Annotated in this window: 11 protein-coding genes; 6 read left to right on the top strand and 5 right to left on the bottom strand. The window is 66.4% G+C overall.

Annotated features, from left to right (window positions below; translation table 11 throughout):
* Positions 1-17: 17 nt before the first annotated feature.
* From GGR90_RS00420 to GGR90_RS00400, 5 genes are all read left to right on the top strand, one after another.
* Entirely contained in the window at positions 18-2879 is a 2862-nt protein-coding gene (locus tag GGR90_RS00420) for a TonB-dependent receptor (protein ID WP_342449863.1), read from the top strand.
* 92 nt (positions 2880-2971) lie between these two features.
* The gene (locus GGR90_RS00415) at positions 2972-3718 is read left to right on the top strand and encodes a FadR/GntR family transcriptional regulator (RefSeq protein ID WP_167918396.1); all 747 of its coding nucleotides are present in this window, start codon (positions 2972-2974) and stop codon (positions 3716-3718) included.
* Entirely contained in the window at positions 3718-4497 is a 780-nt protein-coding gene (locus GGR90_RS00410) for a 2-keto-4-pentenoate hydratase (protein WP_167918394.1), read from the top strand. Before GGR90_RS00415 ends, GGR90_RS00410 begins: the two co-directional genes overlap by 1 nt.
* Before the next feature lie 3 nt (positions 4498-4500).
* Entirely contained in the window at positions 4501-5520 is a 1020-nt protein-coding gene (locus GGR90_RS00405; RefSeq protein WP_167918392.1) for a sugar kinase, read from the top strand.
* 73 nt (positions 5521-5593) lie between these two features.
* Positions 5594-5914 (top strand): DMT family transporter, encoded by a 321-nt coding sequence (locus tag GGR90_RS00400; protein WP_167918390.1) that lies wholly within the window; start codon positions 5594-5596, stop codon positions 5912-5914.
* Between the two features lie 73 nt (positions 5915-5987).
* Here GGR90_RS00400 and nagE read toward each other — a convergent pair whose 3' ends face one another.
* The 5 genes from nagE to GGR90_RS00375 all read right to left on the bottom strand — a co-directional run bounded on the left by nagE (position 5988) and on the right by GGR90_RS00375 (position 13568).
* A complete protein-coding gene (nagE, locus tag GGR90_RS00395) occupies positions 5988-7664 on the bottom strand; it encodes an N-acetylglucosamine-specific PTS transporter subunit IIBC (protein WP_167920735.1) in 1677 nt (558 codons plus the stop codon).
* On the bottom strand, positions 7664-10150 hold the full coding sequence (gene ptsP / locus GGR90_RS00390; protein WP_209023519.1) for a phosphoenolpyruvate--protein phosphotransferase: 2487 nt from the start codon (positions 10148-10150) through the stop codon (positions 7664-7666). The genes nagE and ptsP overlap by 1 nt, the downstream gene beginning before the upstream one ends.
* A gap of 45 nt (positions 10151-10195) precedes the next feature.
* Positions 10196-11362, bottom strand: a complete 1167-nt coding sequence (gene nagA, locus GGR90_RS00385; RefSeq protein WP_167918388.1) for an N-acetylglucosamine-6-phosphate deacetylase — start codon at positions 11360-11362, stop codon at positions 10196-10198.
* Positions 11359-12390 carry an SIS domain-containing protein gene (locus tag GGR90_RS00380; protein WP_209023518.1) on the bottom strand — a complete coding sequence of 344 codons (1032 nt, stop codon included), beginning with the start codon at positions 12388-12390 and terminating at the stop codon, positions 11359-11361. Before GGR90_RS00380 ends, nagA begins: the two co-directional genes overlap by 4 nt.
* A gap of 95 nt (positions 12391-12485) precedes the next feature.
* The gene (locus GGR90_RS00375) at positions 12486-13568 is read right to left on the bottom strand and encodes an acyltransferase family protein (protein WP_167918386.1); all 1083 of its coding nucleotides are present in this window, start codon (positions 13566-13568) and stop codon (positions 12486-12488) included.
* Between the two features lie 257 nt (positions 13569-13825).
* Between GGR90_RS00375 and GGR90_RS00370 the strand changes: the two genes are divergently transcribed.
* Positions 13826-16966 carry a TonB-dependent receptor gene (locus tag GGR90_RS00370; protein WP_167918384.1) on the top strand — a complete coding sequence of 1047 codons (3141 nt, stop codon included), beginning with the start codon at positions 13826-13828 and terminating at the stop codon, positions 16964-16966.
* The last annotated feature ends 61 nt before the right edge of the window (positions 16967-17027 follow it).

The raw sequence follows: 17027 nt of genomic DNA, 5'->3' as shown, positions 1-17027 counted from the left end.
ATATTGGGAGAGACGAAGTGAATTCTCGTAATCAGTTCCGCGCGCGCACGCTCCGCGCCGCCTTGCTGGCCGGCGCCGGCACGACGCTGCTGGTCGCCGCGGTGCCCGCGATCGCGCAGGACGCCGCCGCGCCCGCCGCGCGGGAAGAGGAAGACGCGATCGTCGTCACCGGGATCCGCGAGACGATCCAGAATTCGATCAACACCAAGCGCGAAGAGACCGCGATCGTCGACGCGCTGTCGGCCGACGACATCGGCGACCTCCCCGCGCTGTCGGTCGGTCAGGCGATCCAGACGATCACCGGCGCGACGACGCACCGCGAAAAGGGCGACGCCTCCGAAATCGCGCTGCGCGGCCTCGGCCCCTTCCTGTCGAACGCCACGTTCAACGGCCGCGACGCGACGAACGGCAGCGGCGACCGTTCGGTGAACTTCAACCAGTTCCCGTCCGAACTCGTGAACAATATCAAGATCTACAAGAGCCAGCAGGCGGACCTCGTCGAAGGCGGCGTCGCCGGCACGATCGAGATCGGGACGCTGCGCCCGCTCGATTTCGGCAAGCGCCGCATCCAGGGCGAGGTCAAAGCGCAATATAATCCCTATGGCGACCGCATCGTCGGGTCGGGGGGCATCGGCTGGCGCGGGACGCTCAGCTATGTCGACCAGTTCGCGAACGACACGATCGGCATCGCGATCGGCGTCCAGCGCAACGACACCAATAATCCCGAGGAAACCTACGCCGCGAGCAGCACCTGGGTCGCGTGCCGCGCCGATAACGCAGCCAGCGGCAATTGCGACGAACTCCAGCGCGAGGATTACGGCCAGGATCCCTATTACCTCGTCCCCAACTCCTATATTTTCCGCCAGATCAGCGAGACCGACAAGCGCGATGCGGCGTTCGGCGCGATCCAGTGGCGCCCTTCGGACCGGCTCAACATCAACCTCGACGTCCAATATTCGGACCGCACCTTCGTCGAAAGCCGCCGCGACCTCACGATTTCGGAAGCGCGGCGCGGCCTGACCAACGTCGAATATGACGAGAACGGCATCGTCCGCTATCTCGAAGGATCAAGCTCGCTCGAATCGAACGGCTCCGAACTGTCGCGCTCGGAGGAATATCTGGGCGGCGGCCTGTCGGTCGAATGGATGCCGACCGACCGGCTGACGCTGACCGTCGACGGCAGCTATTCGCGCACGATCCGCAAGGAAATCGAACGCAATTTCCGCCTGCGCACCGACCGGGACGACATCAACGGGGACCGCACCGAAGTGGGCAACCAGCGCGTTCCCTATATCTACGAACTCGCGCCGGGCAGCTTCGTCCCGACGATCACGATCGACCCGCGCTTCGACTTGGGCAACCACGATCTCTTCTGGGACGACGCCCGCCTGCGCCGCGACGAGAGCAAGCGCCGCAACGAGATCATCGCGGGCCGCTTCGACGCCGCATACGAACTCGACGGCTTCCTCAGCCGGATTTCGGCGGGCGCGCGCTGGTCCGAACTCACCTTTCGCGACTATGACCTGCGCAACGAGGCTTTCGAACTGACGTCGGATATCGACGAAGAACGGGCGATCAACAACCAGTGCCGCCAGGCCTTTCCGCAGACCGGCTATCTGTCGGCGGCCGAGGGCAACAGCATCCACAGCTGGGCGACCTTCGACGTCGATTGCATATTCGGGGGGTATCTGGGCACGGTCGATCCGGGCCTGCCCGACGAGCTGCGCGCGGCCGCGAACCGCGATGTCACCGAACGCACGCTCGCGGGCTATGTGATGGCCGAATATGACGCCGATCTCGGCGCCATGCCGGTCCGCGGCAATTTCGGCGTTCGCGTCGTCAAGACCGACGTCACCTCGAACGGGCTGCGCAGCGACCTCATCCTCGTCCCCGACGACACCGACCCCGGCCGGTTTACGCTCGAAGAGACCAGCGATTTCCAGACGGTGCGGATCGAGAGCAGCAGCACGCGCATCCTGCCGAGCGTCAACGCGATCTTCGAGGTCGCGCCCGACACGTTGGTGCGCATCGCGGGCTATCGCGCAATGTCGCGCCCCAATCCCAGCGCGCTCGGCGCCGGGCGCACCTTCACGCTCGGCGACGGCGACGACGGCGGCTTCACCTCGATCGAAGAGGCGATCGACAATGTTCGCGCCAACGGCAGCCCGGGCCTCAAGCCTTTGATGTCGTGGAACGCGGACGCCGCGATCGAATGGTATCCGAACAAGGACAGCCTCCTCTCGGCGACCGTCTACTACAAACAGTTCAACGGCGGCTTCCAGCCGGTCGTCTATGACGAGACTTTCACGATCAACGGCGAACAGGTCACCGTTCCGGTCACCCAGACGCGCAACAGCCCCGACAAGTCGCGCATCTACGGCCTCGAATTGACCGCCGCGACGCGCTTCAGCTTCCTGCCCAAGCCGCTGGACGGCCTCGGCGCCAAGGTCAGCTACAATTATGCCGATTCGAACTTCGAGACGCAGGACATCCGTCTCGGCGACGAATATGATCCGGTAACCGAAGATGTTCGCGAAGGCCTCATCGCGCCCGCCGGCCTGTCGGGCTATTCGAAACATGTGCTGTCGGCGCAGGCCTATTACGAACTCGGCCCGGTATCGCTGCAGGCGATCTACAATTACCGCAGCAAATATTTCCAGGACTTCGTCGGCGGCAACAGCCAGCTGCGCTACGTCGGGCCCAGCGAAACCGTCGATTTCCGCGCCTCGCTCGCGCTGATGCCTGGCGTGTCGCTGCGGTTCGAGGCGCTCAACCTCTTCAACGAGCCCAAGGCGACCTACATGCCGGTCTATGGCAGCAGCCGCCAATATCATTACTATGGCGCCAAATATTTCGTCGGCCTGCGGGCGCGAATTTAGGCGGAACGGAAACTAACTTCGGTCATGGGCTTCAAACTTGTCCTACCTGATTGTATGGACTTCCATACGCCTATGTGGGGAGAAGACTGACCATGGCCGAACGCCGCCTTTTCGAGGATGTCGTCGACACGATCCGGCGCCTGATTCTGGACGGAACCTATCCGCCCGGAACCCGGCTGCCCGGCGAGCGCGAGCTGTCCGAACGGTTCGAGGTCAGCCGGGTGACGATCCGCGAGGCCGAGATCGCGCTGCAGGCGACGGGGTGGATTCACATCCGCACCGGTGCGGGCGCCTATGTCGAGGCGGTGCTGCCCGGCGACAATGCGATATTGCCCAAGGTCAGCGCGTTCGAACTGACCGAGGCGCGCTCGCTGTTCGAGGCCGAGGCCGCGGCGCTCGCCGCGCCGACGATCTCGGCCGAAACGCTCGCCAAACTCAACGAATTGCTCGCCCTGATGGCCGACGACAGCAAGAGCGAGGAGGAAATCAGCGCGATCGACCGCGAATTTCACATGACGATCGCCGCCGCATCGAGCAACAAGGCGATCATCCATGTGATCGAGAGCCTGTGGCGGATGCGCATGGAATTGCCCGAGGTGCGGAGCAGCCACTCGCTCGTCTGCCGCAAGGATGGCGCCGCGCGTCAGGCCGAACATGCCGACGTCGTCGCCGCGCTGCGCAATCGCGACGCCTCCGCCGCGCGGCTCGCGATGCGCCGCCATTTCAACCGCCTGCTCGAATCGATGCTCGACGAGACCGAGGAACGCGCGATGGTCGAACTGCGCCGCCAGTCGGCCGAAAGCCGCGAGCGTTATTTGCTGAGCGTAAAGCTCGCTTGATGCGCGATGCGCCCGATCCGGTCGCGGCGCTGCTTGCCGCGCGCCTTTCGGGGCGGGCGCTTCCGGCCTTTCCCGCGCCCGTGCCCACGACGCTGGCGGATGCTTATGATGTGCAACGGCGCCTGACCGCCGCGCTCGGCGCGCCGGTGCTCGGCTGGAAGGTCGGTCGGATTCCGCCCGCGCTGATCGAGACGCTCGGCGCCGAGCGCGTCGCGGGGCCGGTGCTGCGGGTCGCCGAACTCGACGGCGATGCGCCGGGCGACGCCCTGGTCTTCAGCGACGGCGCGGGCGCGATCGAGTCCGAGGTGATGCTGCGCCTGCGCGCGGTGCCGGACGACCGCGTGACGGCGGACAACGGCGCTCGCTGGATCGACGAGATTCGCGCGGGGTTCGAGGTCGCAAGCTCGCCCGCGCCCGACGTCCACGACCATGCCCCCTATGGCATCGTCGCCGACATCGGCATCAACAACGGTCTTTTGCTCGGCCCGCGGCTCGCCATCGGCGATTTCGCTGCGCTCGCGGTCGAAACGTCGATCGACGGCGCGCCGGTCGGCAGCGGACGTGCGATCGACGTCCTCGACGGTCCGTGGGGCGCGCTCGATTTCCTCGTCGATCTTCATCGCCGCGGCGTGATCGAGCTGAAGCCGGGGCAGTGGATTTCGGCCGGCGCGATCACTGGAGTCCACCCGATCGCGATCGGCCAGACCGCGACGGCCCGCTTCGGCTCCGGCGCCGTCATTTCCTGCACCGCCGCCGCGGAAACCGGATTTAGAGTCTAGCATATGATCGCTCCGCCCCGAACCATCGCCTGTTTCGGCGAAATCGTCATGCGCGTCTCCATCCCCGAAGGCGAGTTGCCGTTGCAGTCGGCGGGGTTCGGCGCGCATGCCGGCGGCGCCGAGGCGAATGTCGCCGTCGCGCTCGCCGCGCTCGGCCGCCGCACGGCCATGATCAGCGCGGTTCCCGAAGGCCCGATCGGCGACGGCGTTATGGGCGAACTGCGCCGCCACGGCGTCGATACCGCCTCGGTGCGCCGCCCCGCCGGCCGCATGGGCCTCTATTATCACATCCCCGGCGGTTCGATGCGCCCCGCCGAGGTCGTCTATGACCGCGCCGGATCGGCCTTTGCCCTGGCGGGGCCCGAGGAATGGGATTGGGACCACTTGCTTGATGGCGCCGGCTGGCTGCACGTTTCGGGCGTCACCCCCGCGCTCGGGCCGGACAGCGCCGCCGCCACGCTCGAAGCCGTCACGCGCGCCCGCGCGGCCGGGATCGGCGTGTCGTTCGACGGCAATTGGCGCGGACGCTTGTGGGACAGGTGGCAGCCCGATCCGGCGGCGATCCTGAAACCGATCGTCGCGCAGGCGACCTTGCTCTTCGGCAATCATCGCGATGCGGGGCTGCTTCTCGGCCGCGATTTTTCGGGGGAAGGCGAAGACCGGCGGCGTGAGGCGGCGCTGGCGCTGTTCGATCATTTCCCCGCGCTCGAACATATCGCCTCGACCGCGCGCGAAATCATCGGCCCCGACGCCCACCGCATTACCGCGCGCGTCGATACCCGCGACGAGCGGGGCGCGAGCGATCCCACCCTCGTCACCCCGGTGATCGATCGCGTGGGGACCGGCGATGCTTTCGCGGCGGGCGTTCTCGACGGCTTGTGGAGTGGCAAGAACCTGACCGATGCGGCGAAGCACGGCCTTGCGCTGGCGGCGCTCAAGCACGGCATCCACGGCGATTTCGCGCCCTTTTCGCGTTCGATGCTTGACCGCGTGTCCAGCGCCGCGCAGGATATTTCGCGCTAGGGGCCACGTCCTCGCCCGTTATTGCGGGTCTTCAAGTCCGGGACGGCCCGGCGGCACTTGAAGGAGGGCTGCCATGGCCTGGATTTACCTGACGATCGCCGGAATTTTCGAAGTGGTGTGGGCTTTCGCGATGAAGCAGTCGGACGGCTTCACGCGCCCCGGCTCGACCGCCATCACCATCGTGGCGATGATCGTGAGCTTCGCGCTGCTCGCGCTGGCGATGAGATCGCTCCCGCTCGGCACCGCCTATACGATCTGGACCGGCATCGGCGCGGTCGGCGCCTTCCTCGTCGGTATCTTCATTCTCGGCGAACAGGCGAACGCGATGCGGATCGCCGCCGCGCTGCTGATCGTCAGCGGGCTCATCCTGATGAAGCTGTCGTCGCCCGCCTGAGCGGCGCTCGCCGGGTTCGCGAAGAAGCCACGGCGAGCGCCAAGGGCAAACGGCGGGAAGACCGCCGCCCTGTTCAGATCAGGATATGGCAGACATCGGGCTGCGGCCGGACGAGCCCACGCGTCAGCCGCGCGAGCGCGCCTTCGTCGACTTTTGCCGCATCGGCGAGTTCGACCCGGTAGCGGCCGTGGAGCGCGCGGACCGAACGGAGGTTCGCGGCGCCCCCGAGCGCGCCCGCAATGTCGCCCGGCAGCGTCGCATCTTCGCTGGCTCGGTTCGCTTGCGGGGCCAGCGCGACCACGCCGCCGCCGCCCGCCAACGCGCCGCGAATTTCCTCGGCGACCAGATCGGCGACCGGCCCGAGCACGACCTGCGCCGCATTTTCCGACGGGCGGATGATGCCGCGCGCACCCAGCGCCGACAGCGCGGCGTCGTCGACCGCGCCCTGATCGGCGACGATCAGGCGCAGGCGCGTCGTGCAGGCATCGACGCTCACCAAATTGGCGGCCCCGCCGAGCGCCGCGACAAAGGCTTCGCCGCGTGTGCCGCCGGCCGAAGCGGATGCGGCCTCGGCGACCTCGCCCCTTTCGCGCCCCGGCGTTGTCAGATCGAAGCGGCGGATGAAGAAGCGGAACAGCCCGTAATAGAGCAGCGCATAGACGGCCCCGATCGGCAGCAGCAGCCACGGCCGCGTCGCGAGGCTGAAGTTGAGCACATAATCGAACAGCCCCGCCGAAAAGCCGAAACCGAGCTTCACATCGAGCGCGTTCATCAACGCCATCGACACGCCGGTGAGCAGCGCGTGGATCGCATAGAGGAGCGGCGCGACGAACATGAAGGTGAACTCGATCGGCTCGGTCACCCCGGTGAGGAAGCTGGTGAAGGCGAGGCTGAAAAGCATTCCCCCGACCGCCTTCTTCCGTTCGGGCCGCGCCTCGTGATACATGGCGAGGCACGCGGCGGGCAGGCCGAACATCATCACCGGGAAGAAACCCGACATGAACGCCCCGGCATTGGGGTCGCCCGCGAAGAAACGGCGAAGGTCGCCCGTTGCGCCCGCGAAATCGCCGACGACGAACCACGCCGCATTGTTGATGATATGATGCAGCCCGGTGACGATCAGCAGCCGGTTGAGCACGCCATAGACGAACAGGCCCGCGCCGCCGCTTTCGACCACGGTGCGGCTCGCGGCGTCGATCGCGCCGCTGATATGCGCATAACCGTAACCGATCACCGCCGCGAGCAGCAGCCCCGCGACCCCGCTCGCGATCGGCACGAAACGCCGCCCGCCGAAGAAAGCGAGATATTCGGGCAGGGCGATCGCCGCGAACCGGTTATAGAAATTGCCGCCGATCAGCCCCGACAATATGCCGATCGGCACCTCGAGCTTGTCGATCTGCGCCAGCGCCCAATTCTTGCCCGCCAATGCCGCCGCCGCCTCCGGCCATCCGGCGCCGACGTCGGCCGGGGCGGTCAGAAAGGTCTGCGCTCCCGTCGTCGTCACGAGATAACAGACGACCCCCGCGAGCGCCGCGGCGCCATTGCCGTCGCGCGCGAAGCCGACCGCGACGCCGATCGCGAACAGGATGCCGAGATTGTCGAAGATCGCGGCGCCCGCCGCCGAGATGAAGGCGATGTCGAGCAGGTCGGGCTGCCCGATGCGCAGCAGCAGGCCGGCGATCGGCAGCACCGCGATCGGCAGCATCAGCGCGCGGCCCAATGGCTGGAGCGTTTCGAGAATCTTCCGCATCATCGTGTCTCCTCGAACGCGCGGGCGAGCGCGCGAACCTCCGCCGCCGACTTGCATTGCAGCGCCAACTCGGCGTGCGCGCGCGCCTCGACCAGGGTCAGGCCGCGCACGATCTGCTTCGCCTCGGCGACGAATCCGGGCACCGCCGACAATTCGGTGACGCCCAGCCCGATCAGGATCGGCAGCGCCGCGGGGTCGGAGGCAAGGCCGCCGCAGACGCCCACCCAGCGCCCGTGAACGGCGGCGAGGCGGCAGGTCTCGCCGATCATCCGCAGCACCGCGGGGTGCATCGCGTCGACCCCGGCGGCGACCGTCGGATTGCCGCGATCCATCGCCAGCACATATTGGGTCAGGTCGTTGGTGCCGATCGACAGGAAATCGGCCTCGGCGGCGAGCAGGTCGGCGGTCATCGCCGCGGCGGGGGTTTCGACCATTACTCCGACCTCGACCGGCGTCGCGATCCCCATCGCGCCGCGCAGCCGCTCGACCACGGCGCGCACTTGCCGCAGCTCGTCGACGCTGGCGACCATCGGGATCATGATCTTGCATTGCCCGGCGGGTTCGACGCGCAGGATCGCGCGAAGCTGCGTTTCGAGGAGGTCGGGCCGGGCGAGCGCGATGCGAACGCCGCGCTGGCCGAGCGCCGGATTTTCCTCGGCGTCGATCGGAATATAGGCGGCGGGCTTGTCGCCGCCGATGTCGAGCAGCCGGACGATCACCGGCCTCTCCGCCAGCGCGTCGGCGATCCCTTGGTAGGCGGCGTGCTGCTCCTCCTCCGACGGCGCGGTCTCGCGCCCCAGAAACAGGAACTCGCTGCGCACGAGGCCCGATCCTTCGGCGCCCTGCGCGGTGGCGGCCTGCGCTTCGTCGACGCTGCCGATGTTGGCGAAAATTTCGATGCGCGTGCCGTCGGCGCTGTGACACGCGTCCTTCGCCGCCGCCCGCGCCGCTTCGCGCCGCGCGTCGCGCTTCGCGAGCCGCGCCGCGAAAGCGTCGGTGTCGGCGGGCGAGGGCGCCACCGTGGCGTTGCCCAGTTCAGCATCGAGCAGCAGCGGCGTGCCGTCTTCGACGCCGTCGAGCGCATCGCCCATCGCGACGAGCGCAGGCAAGCCCATCCCCGCGCAGAGGATCGCGACATGCGACGTCGGACCGCCGCGCGCGAGGCACAGCCCTGCGGGCTTCGCCGCCGCCAGCGTCACGAGCTGCGACGGCAACAAATCCTCGGCCACGACGATCGCGCCCGCCGGAACCGCCGCTTCGCCCAGCGCCGTGCCGGTCAGCGTCGCGAGCATCTGCCGCTCGATGTCGATCAGGTCGTCGGTGCGTTCGATCAGATGGGCGTTGCCCGTTGCGCGGATCGCGTCGATCTGGTTGTGGATCGCGCCGCGCCACGCGAAACCGGCGCTGCATCCCTCGGCGATGCGCTTCTCCGCGCCTGCGAGCAGTTCGGGATCGTCGATCAGCGCCAGATGCGCCTGCATCACCGACGCAATGCTGCCGCTCGCGCTGTCGGCACGCGCGGCGATCCGCGCGCGAACCGCGTTTCGTGCCGCGAGTAGCGCCGCGCGCTCTTCGGCAGCTCCGTTGCCCTCGCGCACGACGGAAATCTCCGCTTGCCGCAGCCGCGCCGCCGGCCCCATGGCAAGGCCGGGCGAAGCGATCACGCCGCCGATCTGTCCCGCGCGCAGCGGATTGGTCGCGGCCAAGGGGGCGGGTGTCGCCGCAGCCGGCGCCTCACCCATGTCGGTCGCGAGCAGCGCGACGATCGCCGCCAGTGCCGCTTCGGCATCGTCGCCGCGCGCTTGCACGACCACCTCGTCGCCGAAAGCGGTGCCAAGCGCGAGCAGCGCGACGGTGCTCCGCGCATCGCCGCGCTTGTCGCCCTTCACCAGATGCACGTCGGCCTCGAAACCGCGCGCCGCTTCGCCGATCCGCGCGGCCGGCCGCGCGTGGATGCCGTGCGGCAACGACAGCGTTACCGCCTGCTCGACCAGCGTCCCGTCATCCGACCGGCGGCGCGCTTCGGCCTGCACCGGCACCAGCGTCATCAACGCCTCGCACGCGCCGATCGCGGCGTCGGTCGTGCGGCGGCTGATTGCAAAGGCTTCGGCATTGGTGACGATCACCGGGGTGATCAGACTGGTCGCGGCGAGGGCTACGGCATCGAGGTCGAAACGGATCAGCGGGTCGCCGCGCGATACCGTGTCGCCGGCGACGACGAGCGGGGTAAAGCCTTCGCCCTTCAGCATCACCGTATCGAGCCCGACATGGATCAGCACTTCGGCGCCCTCGGCGCTGCGCAGCGAAACCGCGTGGCCGGCTTCGTGCAGCGTCACCACCTCGCCGTCGAACGGCGCGACGACGGTATCGCCGAGCGGCTGGATCGCGACCCCGTCGCCCATCATCCGCTGGGCAAAGACCGGATCGGGAACGTCGTCCAGCGTCGTCGCCCACCCTCTGAGCGGAGAGGTGATGATCAGGCTCATCGATTTAATCCCCAAAACTTCCGCCGCTTCCCCGCGGCTTCTTTGTCATTGTGCGGCTTGGATCATATCCCGCGCCGATTCCGAAACAATCCCGCCGCCAATCCACGTCGCGCGCGGGGCGAGGCCGGCATCCAGCCATACCCAGTCGGCGCGCTGTCCCGGCGCGATCGACCCGATGCGGTCGTGCAGCGACAGGAAGGCGGCGGGTGTCGCGCTCGCCATCGCCGACACGTCGGTTACCGGCAGACCGGTCACTTCGACCGTCTTGCGCAGCGCCGACGCCATGTCGAGATGCGTGCCCGCGAGCGTGCCGTCCTCGAATATGCAGACGCCGTCCTTCACCGCGATGCGCTTGCCCTGCAGCGTGAATTCGCTGACGTCGGTGCCGACGCTCGGCATCGCGTCGGTGACCAGCATGATGCGGTCCTTGCCCTTGGCGTGCACCGCGAGCCGCACGACGGCGGGATGCAGATGGACGTCGTCGACGATCAGCCCGCAATAGCTGTCCGAATCGAACGCCGCGCCGACCGCGCCGGGATTGCGGTGGTGCAGCGGCGACATCGCATTGAACAGGTGCGTGAAACCGGTCAGCCCCGCGCCGATCGCGCGCTGCGCTTCGTCATAGGTGGCGTCGCTATGCCCCGCGCTGACGATCACGCCGTGCCGGACGAGGGTGCGAATATCCTCCTCGTCGCACAATTCGGGCGCGAGCGTCAGCATCACGCGCCCGCGATGCGGCGCGGTGAGCGTCGCCAATATCTCGGTATCGAGCCGCCGGATGCGATGCGCTTCGTGAATGCCGCGCTTCACCTCGTTGATGAACGGGCCTTCGATATGGATGCCGACGACCCCCGGCACGCCTTGTTCGATCGCCGCGTCGACCGCGGCGAGCGCGGCGGCGATCTGCATGGGCGTGTCGCTGATCAGCGTCGGCAGGAAGGCGGTGGTGCCGAAGCGCGCGTGCGCAGCGCCGATCGCCGCGATGGCTGCGACATCGACCTGATCGTTGAACAGCACCCCGCCGCCGCCGTTGACCTGCGTATCGACGAAGCCGGGCAGCAACCAGCCGCCCTCCAGGTCGACCTCGCGGTCGGCGGGCGCACCGCCGGCATCCGAGACCGCAGCGAGAACGCCGTCGGTCACGGTCAGATCCGCAGCCTCGACGGCGCCGCCCGGCAGCGCGATCCGGCCGTTGTGGAAACGAACGATCATAAAGTCTCGGTAACCTTGTTGAGGTGCGGTGGCGAGTCGGGGTCCTGGCCGCGCGCGAGCGCCAGCGCGCTCGCCATGCGATAAAAGCTCTGGATCATCAGCACGGGTTCGATCGCGGGGTGCGCGGCGATGACGGGCAGGTCGCCGTCGCCATCGGCGAGCAGCACCGTCGCGCCGCGCCCGCGAAACTCGGCCGCCGCTTCGCGCACGCTGGCGGCCGCGCGGTCGGTGCCGCCGAACGCCAGCACGTGAAAGGCGTCGCCGACGATCGCCATCGGCCCGTGGCGCACTTCGGCGGCGCTGAAGCTTTCGGCATGCAGCGCCGAGGTTTCCTTGAACTTGAGCGCGGCCTCCTGCGCGACGCCGAGCCCATAGCCCCGGCCGAGCACGAACAAATTGGTCGCGCCCCGAAACGCCGCGACCGCCGGCAACCAGTCGAGTGCGAACGCCTGCTCGAGCTGGCCGGGCAGGGCGGTCAGCGCCGCTTCGAGCGCGTCGTCCTCGGCCCATGCGGCGACGAGCGCGGCGATTGCCGCCAGAGAGGCGATATAGGATTTGGTTGCAGCGACCGAGCGTTCGACGCCGGCGGAGAGCGGGATCACCACATCGGCGAGGGCCGCGAGCGGCGAACCCTCGGCATTGACGAGCGCGACGACAAAGGCGCCGGCATCGCGCTGCTGTTCGACCGCCGCTAGCAGGTCGGGGCTTTTCCCCGACTGTGATACGGCGAGGCACAGGCGATTCCCGGCGACCGCGGGCGCATCGTAAAGCGACGCGATCGACAGCGCGGCCGACGCGGTCGGCGTCCCCGTCATCGTCTCGATCAGATATTTGGCATAGGTCGCCGCATGGTCCGACGACCCGCGCGCGCAGGTCACGACCGCGACGGGGGGCGAGGCGCGCAGGCGCCGTCCGATGGCGATGAACGCGTCGCGATTCGCCGCCAGCATCGCGGCGACCGCCGCCGCCGCCTCTCCGGCTTCCCGCTCCATCAGCGTCGTTCGTCCGTCTATTGCGGCGTTCGGCATCGTCGATCTGTCTCCGGATCGGACGACGTGAAGCCATCCGGTCATTGGTATTATATAGGTTATATATGTCTCATCAAGAGGTATGTTTGGGCGGATCAGATTTTGATGATCCAGCCCTTGCGGCGCAGCCATTCCATCGCGCCCCAGATCAACAGCATATAAAGGAGGATGGGCAACAGCGAGGCGACCGGATCGCCCAGCGTCTCGCGCAGCGCGCGAAAGGGCAGGAGCAGCAGATCCCACGTCACCACGCCCGCCGTCACCTGATGCAGCGTATAGGCCGCGATCGCATTGGCGCCGAACGCCAGCATCGCGGTCGCGGCGATCCCGGCCTTGCGGCCTTCGCGGTCGAGCCAGTGATGCAGCAGCGCGAGCGCGAGGACGGTGATGCCGCTGGTGACGAGCACGAAGCTGCTCGACCAGATGTCCTTCACGATCGGGAAGGCAAGGCTCCAGATGCCGCCGATGATCAGCATCGCCGCGCCGATCATCGCGAGTTGCCGCGCCGCCGGCCCTTGTCGGCGGATCAGCAACTCGCCGATCGCGACCCCGATCAGGCCTTGGGCGATTGCTGGCAAGGTGCCCAAAATCCCCTCCGGATCATAGCCTTCGGGCCCCTTCACATAGAGATGGTTGCCGAGCATCAGCCGGTCGACCGAGGCGACGAAATTATGCCCGCGCACCCAGATGTCGGTCGCGAGCCCGTCAAGCGACGGGAGCAGCGCGAGCGGCCAATAGAGCGCGAGGATCGCCGCCGCGAGGATCAGCCGCGCGCGCGGCCCCGCGAGCAGGAACAGCAGTGCGCACGCGCAATAGACGAGCCCGATCCGCTGGAGCACGCCGAACAGGCGCCAGTCGCCCGAGGCGAAGCTGGTGAACCAGTAAAGATTGCTGAGGATGAAGCCCAGCAGCAGCAGACGGCCGGTGCGGCCAAAGATGTGGCTGCGCTGCGCCGAATCGAATTTCGCATCACGCATCGAAAAGGGGATGGCGATGCCGACCATCGTCAAAAAGCCCGGAAAAACCAGGTCGGCGAGAGTGAGCCCGTCCCAGCTCACATGCAGCAGGATCGGCGCGACATCGGCTTCGGCGCCATATTTCATCGCTGCGGCCGAATTCACCAAAATCATCCCGGCGACGGTCAGCCCCCGCAGCACGTCGAGTGAAATCAATCGCATGGCTTTTCCTCCCCGGTCGCCATCGCCCCCTCGGGCAACATTTGGGCGCTGCCATAAATTCGCCATGGACAGCGCGTTGGATTTGTAGTCTATTGGTAATAGTCTAAGGACGCAATTGGTCTTATAAAGATTGTGGGAAGGCAATCTGGACCGGATTGGGATGGGGGAAAAATAAAATGCTTAAGGGGCCTGCCAAGACATATCGGATTCGCCATAGCCTGCTCCAGGGGATCTGCGGGGCGGCATTGGCGAGCGCGATGATCCTTCCCGCCGCGGCGCAGGAAAGCACCGTGCCGGTATCGGCGGATGAGGAAAAACCCGATGACATCGTCGTCACCGGCATCCGCGCCAACCTCGAATCGGCGCAGAACCGTAAACGCAACGCCGACACCGTCGTCGATTCGATCACGGCGGAGGATATCGGCTCCTTCCCCGACAAGTCGGTCGCCGAAGCGCTGCAGCGCGTTCCCGGCATCACCGTCATCCGCTTCGCGGGCACCGACGACACGTCGCACTTTTCCGCCGAGCCGTCGGGGGTCGTCATCCGCGGCCTCAACCAGGTGCGTTCCGAATTCAACGGCCGCGATACCTTCAGCGCGAACAGCTCGCGCGGCCTGTCGTGGCAGGACATCTCGCCCGAACTCTTGGGCGGCATCGACACCTACAAGAACCAGACCGCCGACATGATCGAGGGTGGCATCGCCGGCACGGTCAATCTTCGCACGCGCGTGCCCTTCGATCAGGACGGCCGCCTCATTTCGATCTCGATCAAGAACACCTATGGCGACATCGCCGAGAAATCGACGCCCGAAATCTCGGGGATCATTTCGGATCGCTGGCAGACCGGGATCGGCGAGATCGGGCTGATGCTCAGCGGCGCCTATTCGCACGCGGTCACCGCGAGCCAGGGCATCCAGTTCGACCGTATGGCGATCTTCGACGGCGTGTTCGGCCCGGGGAAGCAATATATCCCCAGCGGCATCTACATGCGCGACAATGAATATGACCGCAAACGCTACGGCGTCTCGGCCGCCTTCCAGTGGCGCTCGAACGATGGCGACATGGAACTGACCGGCCAGTATCTGCGCTCGCAATATAACAACAGCTGGCGCGAACATGCGATCTACTCGAGCGCGTTCAGCATCTACGGCCAGCCGAGCGACTATCAGGTCACCGACCCGACGCTTGTGAACCCGTTGACCGGCACCGCGCCCTTCCAGTTCGACGACGACGGCAATTTCCTCAGCGGCTGGTGGTCGGCGCCGCGTCCCTATGTCGGCGAAGGCGACGCCAATCTGGGGTTGGGCGTCAACGAGGATGGCGAGGCCTTCTTCAATCGCTGCTACGGGTGGGAGGGCTGCGTCCCGCAACAACGCGCGCCGCAGGTCGACACCGCCGCGAACGCGCTCAAGAACAAGCAGATCACACAGGATTTCGGCCTCAATTTCCGCTGGGATGTTTCGGACCGGCTGCGCGTCACGCTCGACGGTCAATATGTCGACGCCAGCGTCAGCAACTACAACGCGTCGGTCACTTCGCGCACCTATGCCGACACCTTTGTCGACCTGACGGGCAAATATCCGCGCCTCGAATTCCTGCCCAACCAGGCCGAAAATATCAATCTGTCGGACGGCGGGCTGAACAACCCCAACAACTACCATTATTACGCGGTCACCGATCACACCGAGGACAGCGACGGTCAGGAAGTCGCCTTCCGCGCCGACGTCGAATATGACGTCGATTCGGGCTGGCTCGACGCGATCAAGGTCGGCGCACGCTACGCCGACCGTGACCAGACGGTGCGCTGGGGCGCCTATAACTGGGCGAATATTTCGAACAACTGGACCTATACGCAGGCGCCCTATTTCAACATCGACAGCCCCGCCTATGCGCCGGGCACCAACGGGCTCCACACCTTCGGCGGCGATTTTTTCGCCGGCAACCAGATCAATCACAACAGCTTCGCCTTTTTCAACATGGACATGCTGTCGAACCGCGAACAGCTTGCGGCGGCGCTCGGGCGTCCGTCGATCGGTGTCGGCGATTATTATCCCGTCTGTTCGGGCGAGGGCTATCGCGGCGCTGAAACGATCGAAAAGGCCTTCGGCTGCTATTTCCCGAGCGAAGTCCACCGGGTCAGCGAGCGCACCATCGCCACCTATGCGATGGCGAAGTTCGGCGGCGACAGCCTCGCCATCGGGGGTATCCCCGTCTCGGGCAACGTCGGCGTCCGCCTGATCTGGACGCGCGACGATACGGTGGGCGCGACCACCTTGCCCGTTCCCTTCACGCCGACCGGGCTTCTTTGCGAGGAAGGGACCGATCCCGGCCCGCCGCCGCGCCCAACGGCATCATCGGGCTGCGTCGTCACGCAGCAGGAGATTGATTTCGGCAACGGCGCGACCGTTGCCGACACGACCAAGGTCAACCATTTCCACGCTTTGCCCAGCTTCAACATCAAGTTCGACCTGACCGACAAGCTGGTATCGCGCTTCGCTTATTCGCGAGCGATGTCGCGCCCCGATTTCGGCTTGCTCCGCAACTTCCTGACGGTGAACCGGCTGACGCCGAACCTCAATGATTTTTCGGACCCGAATGTCACGCGCGACGAGGATGGCAATGCGATCGCCTATGACTGGCAATATACCGGCCAATCGGGCAATCCGGGGCTCAAGCCGATGACGGCCGACCAGTTCGACCTCACGCTTGAATATTATTTCGGCCGGTCGAGTTCGTTCACCGCGACAGGCTTCTACAAGAAATTCTACGATTATATTCAGGCGGGCCAATTCAACCTCGAGGTGACGAACAACGGGGTGACCGAGGACGTCCGCGTCAACCGGCCGGTCAATGGCGATGGCGCGAGCATCTATGGCGCCGAATTCGCTTTCCAGACCTTCTTCGACTTCCTGCCGGCCCCGTTCGACGGCTTCGGGGTGCAGGCGAACTACACCTATGTGAAGAACGACGGGATCGAGACGGTCAATTTGACCAACGAAACCGCGGGCGGAACGGCGGGCGGCGGCCTGACCTATGAGGACAGCACGGTAAAGGCCAAAGCGCTCGAGGGCATTTCGAAGCACAGCTACAACCTTGTCGGCATGTATGAGAAAGGCCCGGTATCGGCGCGCGTCGCCTATAACTGGCGCTCCAAATATCTGGTGACCGCGATCGATTGCTGTGTCGGCTTTCCGATCTGGCAAAAGAGCACGGGCTATCTCGATGCCTCGCTTCGCCTGCGCGCGACGGCGAATATCGAGTTCGTTCTGGAGGGCACCAACCTGCTCGGCACCGACACCGTGCTGATGCAGCAGGTCGACGGCGACGGTACGCTCAAGCCGAACGCCTGGTTCAGGAACGACCGCCGCTACCAGCTCGGCGTGCGGCTCAACTTCTAAAAGGGGGAAGGGGCGTCGGCCCTTTGGGGCTGGCGCCCGCTTTCTTCCACGTTAAGCTGGA

The organism is Sphingopyxis italica (assembly GCF_011926545.1).
Taxonomy (GTDB): Bacteria; Pseudomonadota; Alphaproteobacteria; order Sphingomonadales; family Sphingomonadaceae; genus Sphingopyxis; species Sphingopyxis italica.
Note: the sequence above shows the minus strand (reverse complement) of the source record. Positions and strands in the feature narration are given on the sequence as shown.

Coding starts and splice junctions, on each gene's coding strand:
- GGR90_RS00370 (WP_167918384.1), top strand. CDS start 13,826: ATGATCCTTCCCGCCGCGGCGCAGGAAAGCACCGTGCCGGTATCGGCG.
- nagE (WP_167920735.1), bottom strand. CDS start 7,664: ATGCGGAAGATTCTCGAAACGCTCCAGCCATTGGGCCGCGCGCTGATG.
- ptsP (WP_209023519.1), bottom strand. CDS start 10,150: ATGAGCCTGATCATCACCTCTCCGCTCAGAGGGTGGGCGACGACGCTG.
- GGR90_RS00415 (WP_167918396.1), top strand. CDS start 2,972: ATGGCCGAACGCCGCCTTTTCGAGGATGTCGTCGACACGATCCGGCGC.
- GGR90_RS00380 (WP_209023518.1), bottom strand. CDS start 12,390: ATGCCGAACGCCGCAATAGACGGACGAACGACGCTGATGGAGCGGGAA.
- GGR90_RS00400 (WP_167918390.1), top strand. CDS start 5,594: ATGGCCTGGATTTACCTGACGATCGCCGGAATTTTCGAAGTGGTGTGG.
- GGR90_RS00410 (WP_167918394.1), top strand. CDS start 3,718: ATGCGCGATGCGCCCGATCCGGTCGCGGCGCTGCTTGCCGCGCGCCTT.
- nagA (WP_167918388.1), bottom strand. CDS start 11,362: ATGATCGTTCGTTTCCACAACGGCCGGATCGCGCTGCCGGGCGGCGCC.
- GGR90_RS00375 (WP_167918386.1), bottom strand. CDS start 13,568: ATGCGATTGATTTCACTCGACGTGCTGCGGGGGCTGACCGTCGCCGGG.
- GGR90_RS00405 (WP_167918392.1), top strand. CDS start 4,501: ATGATCGCTCCGCCCCGAACCATCGCCTGTTTCGGCGAAATCGTCATG.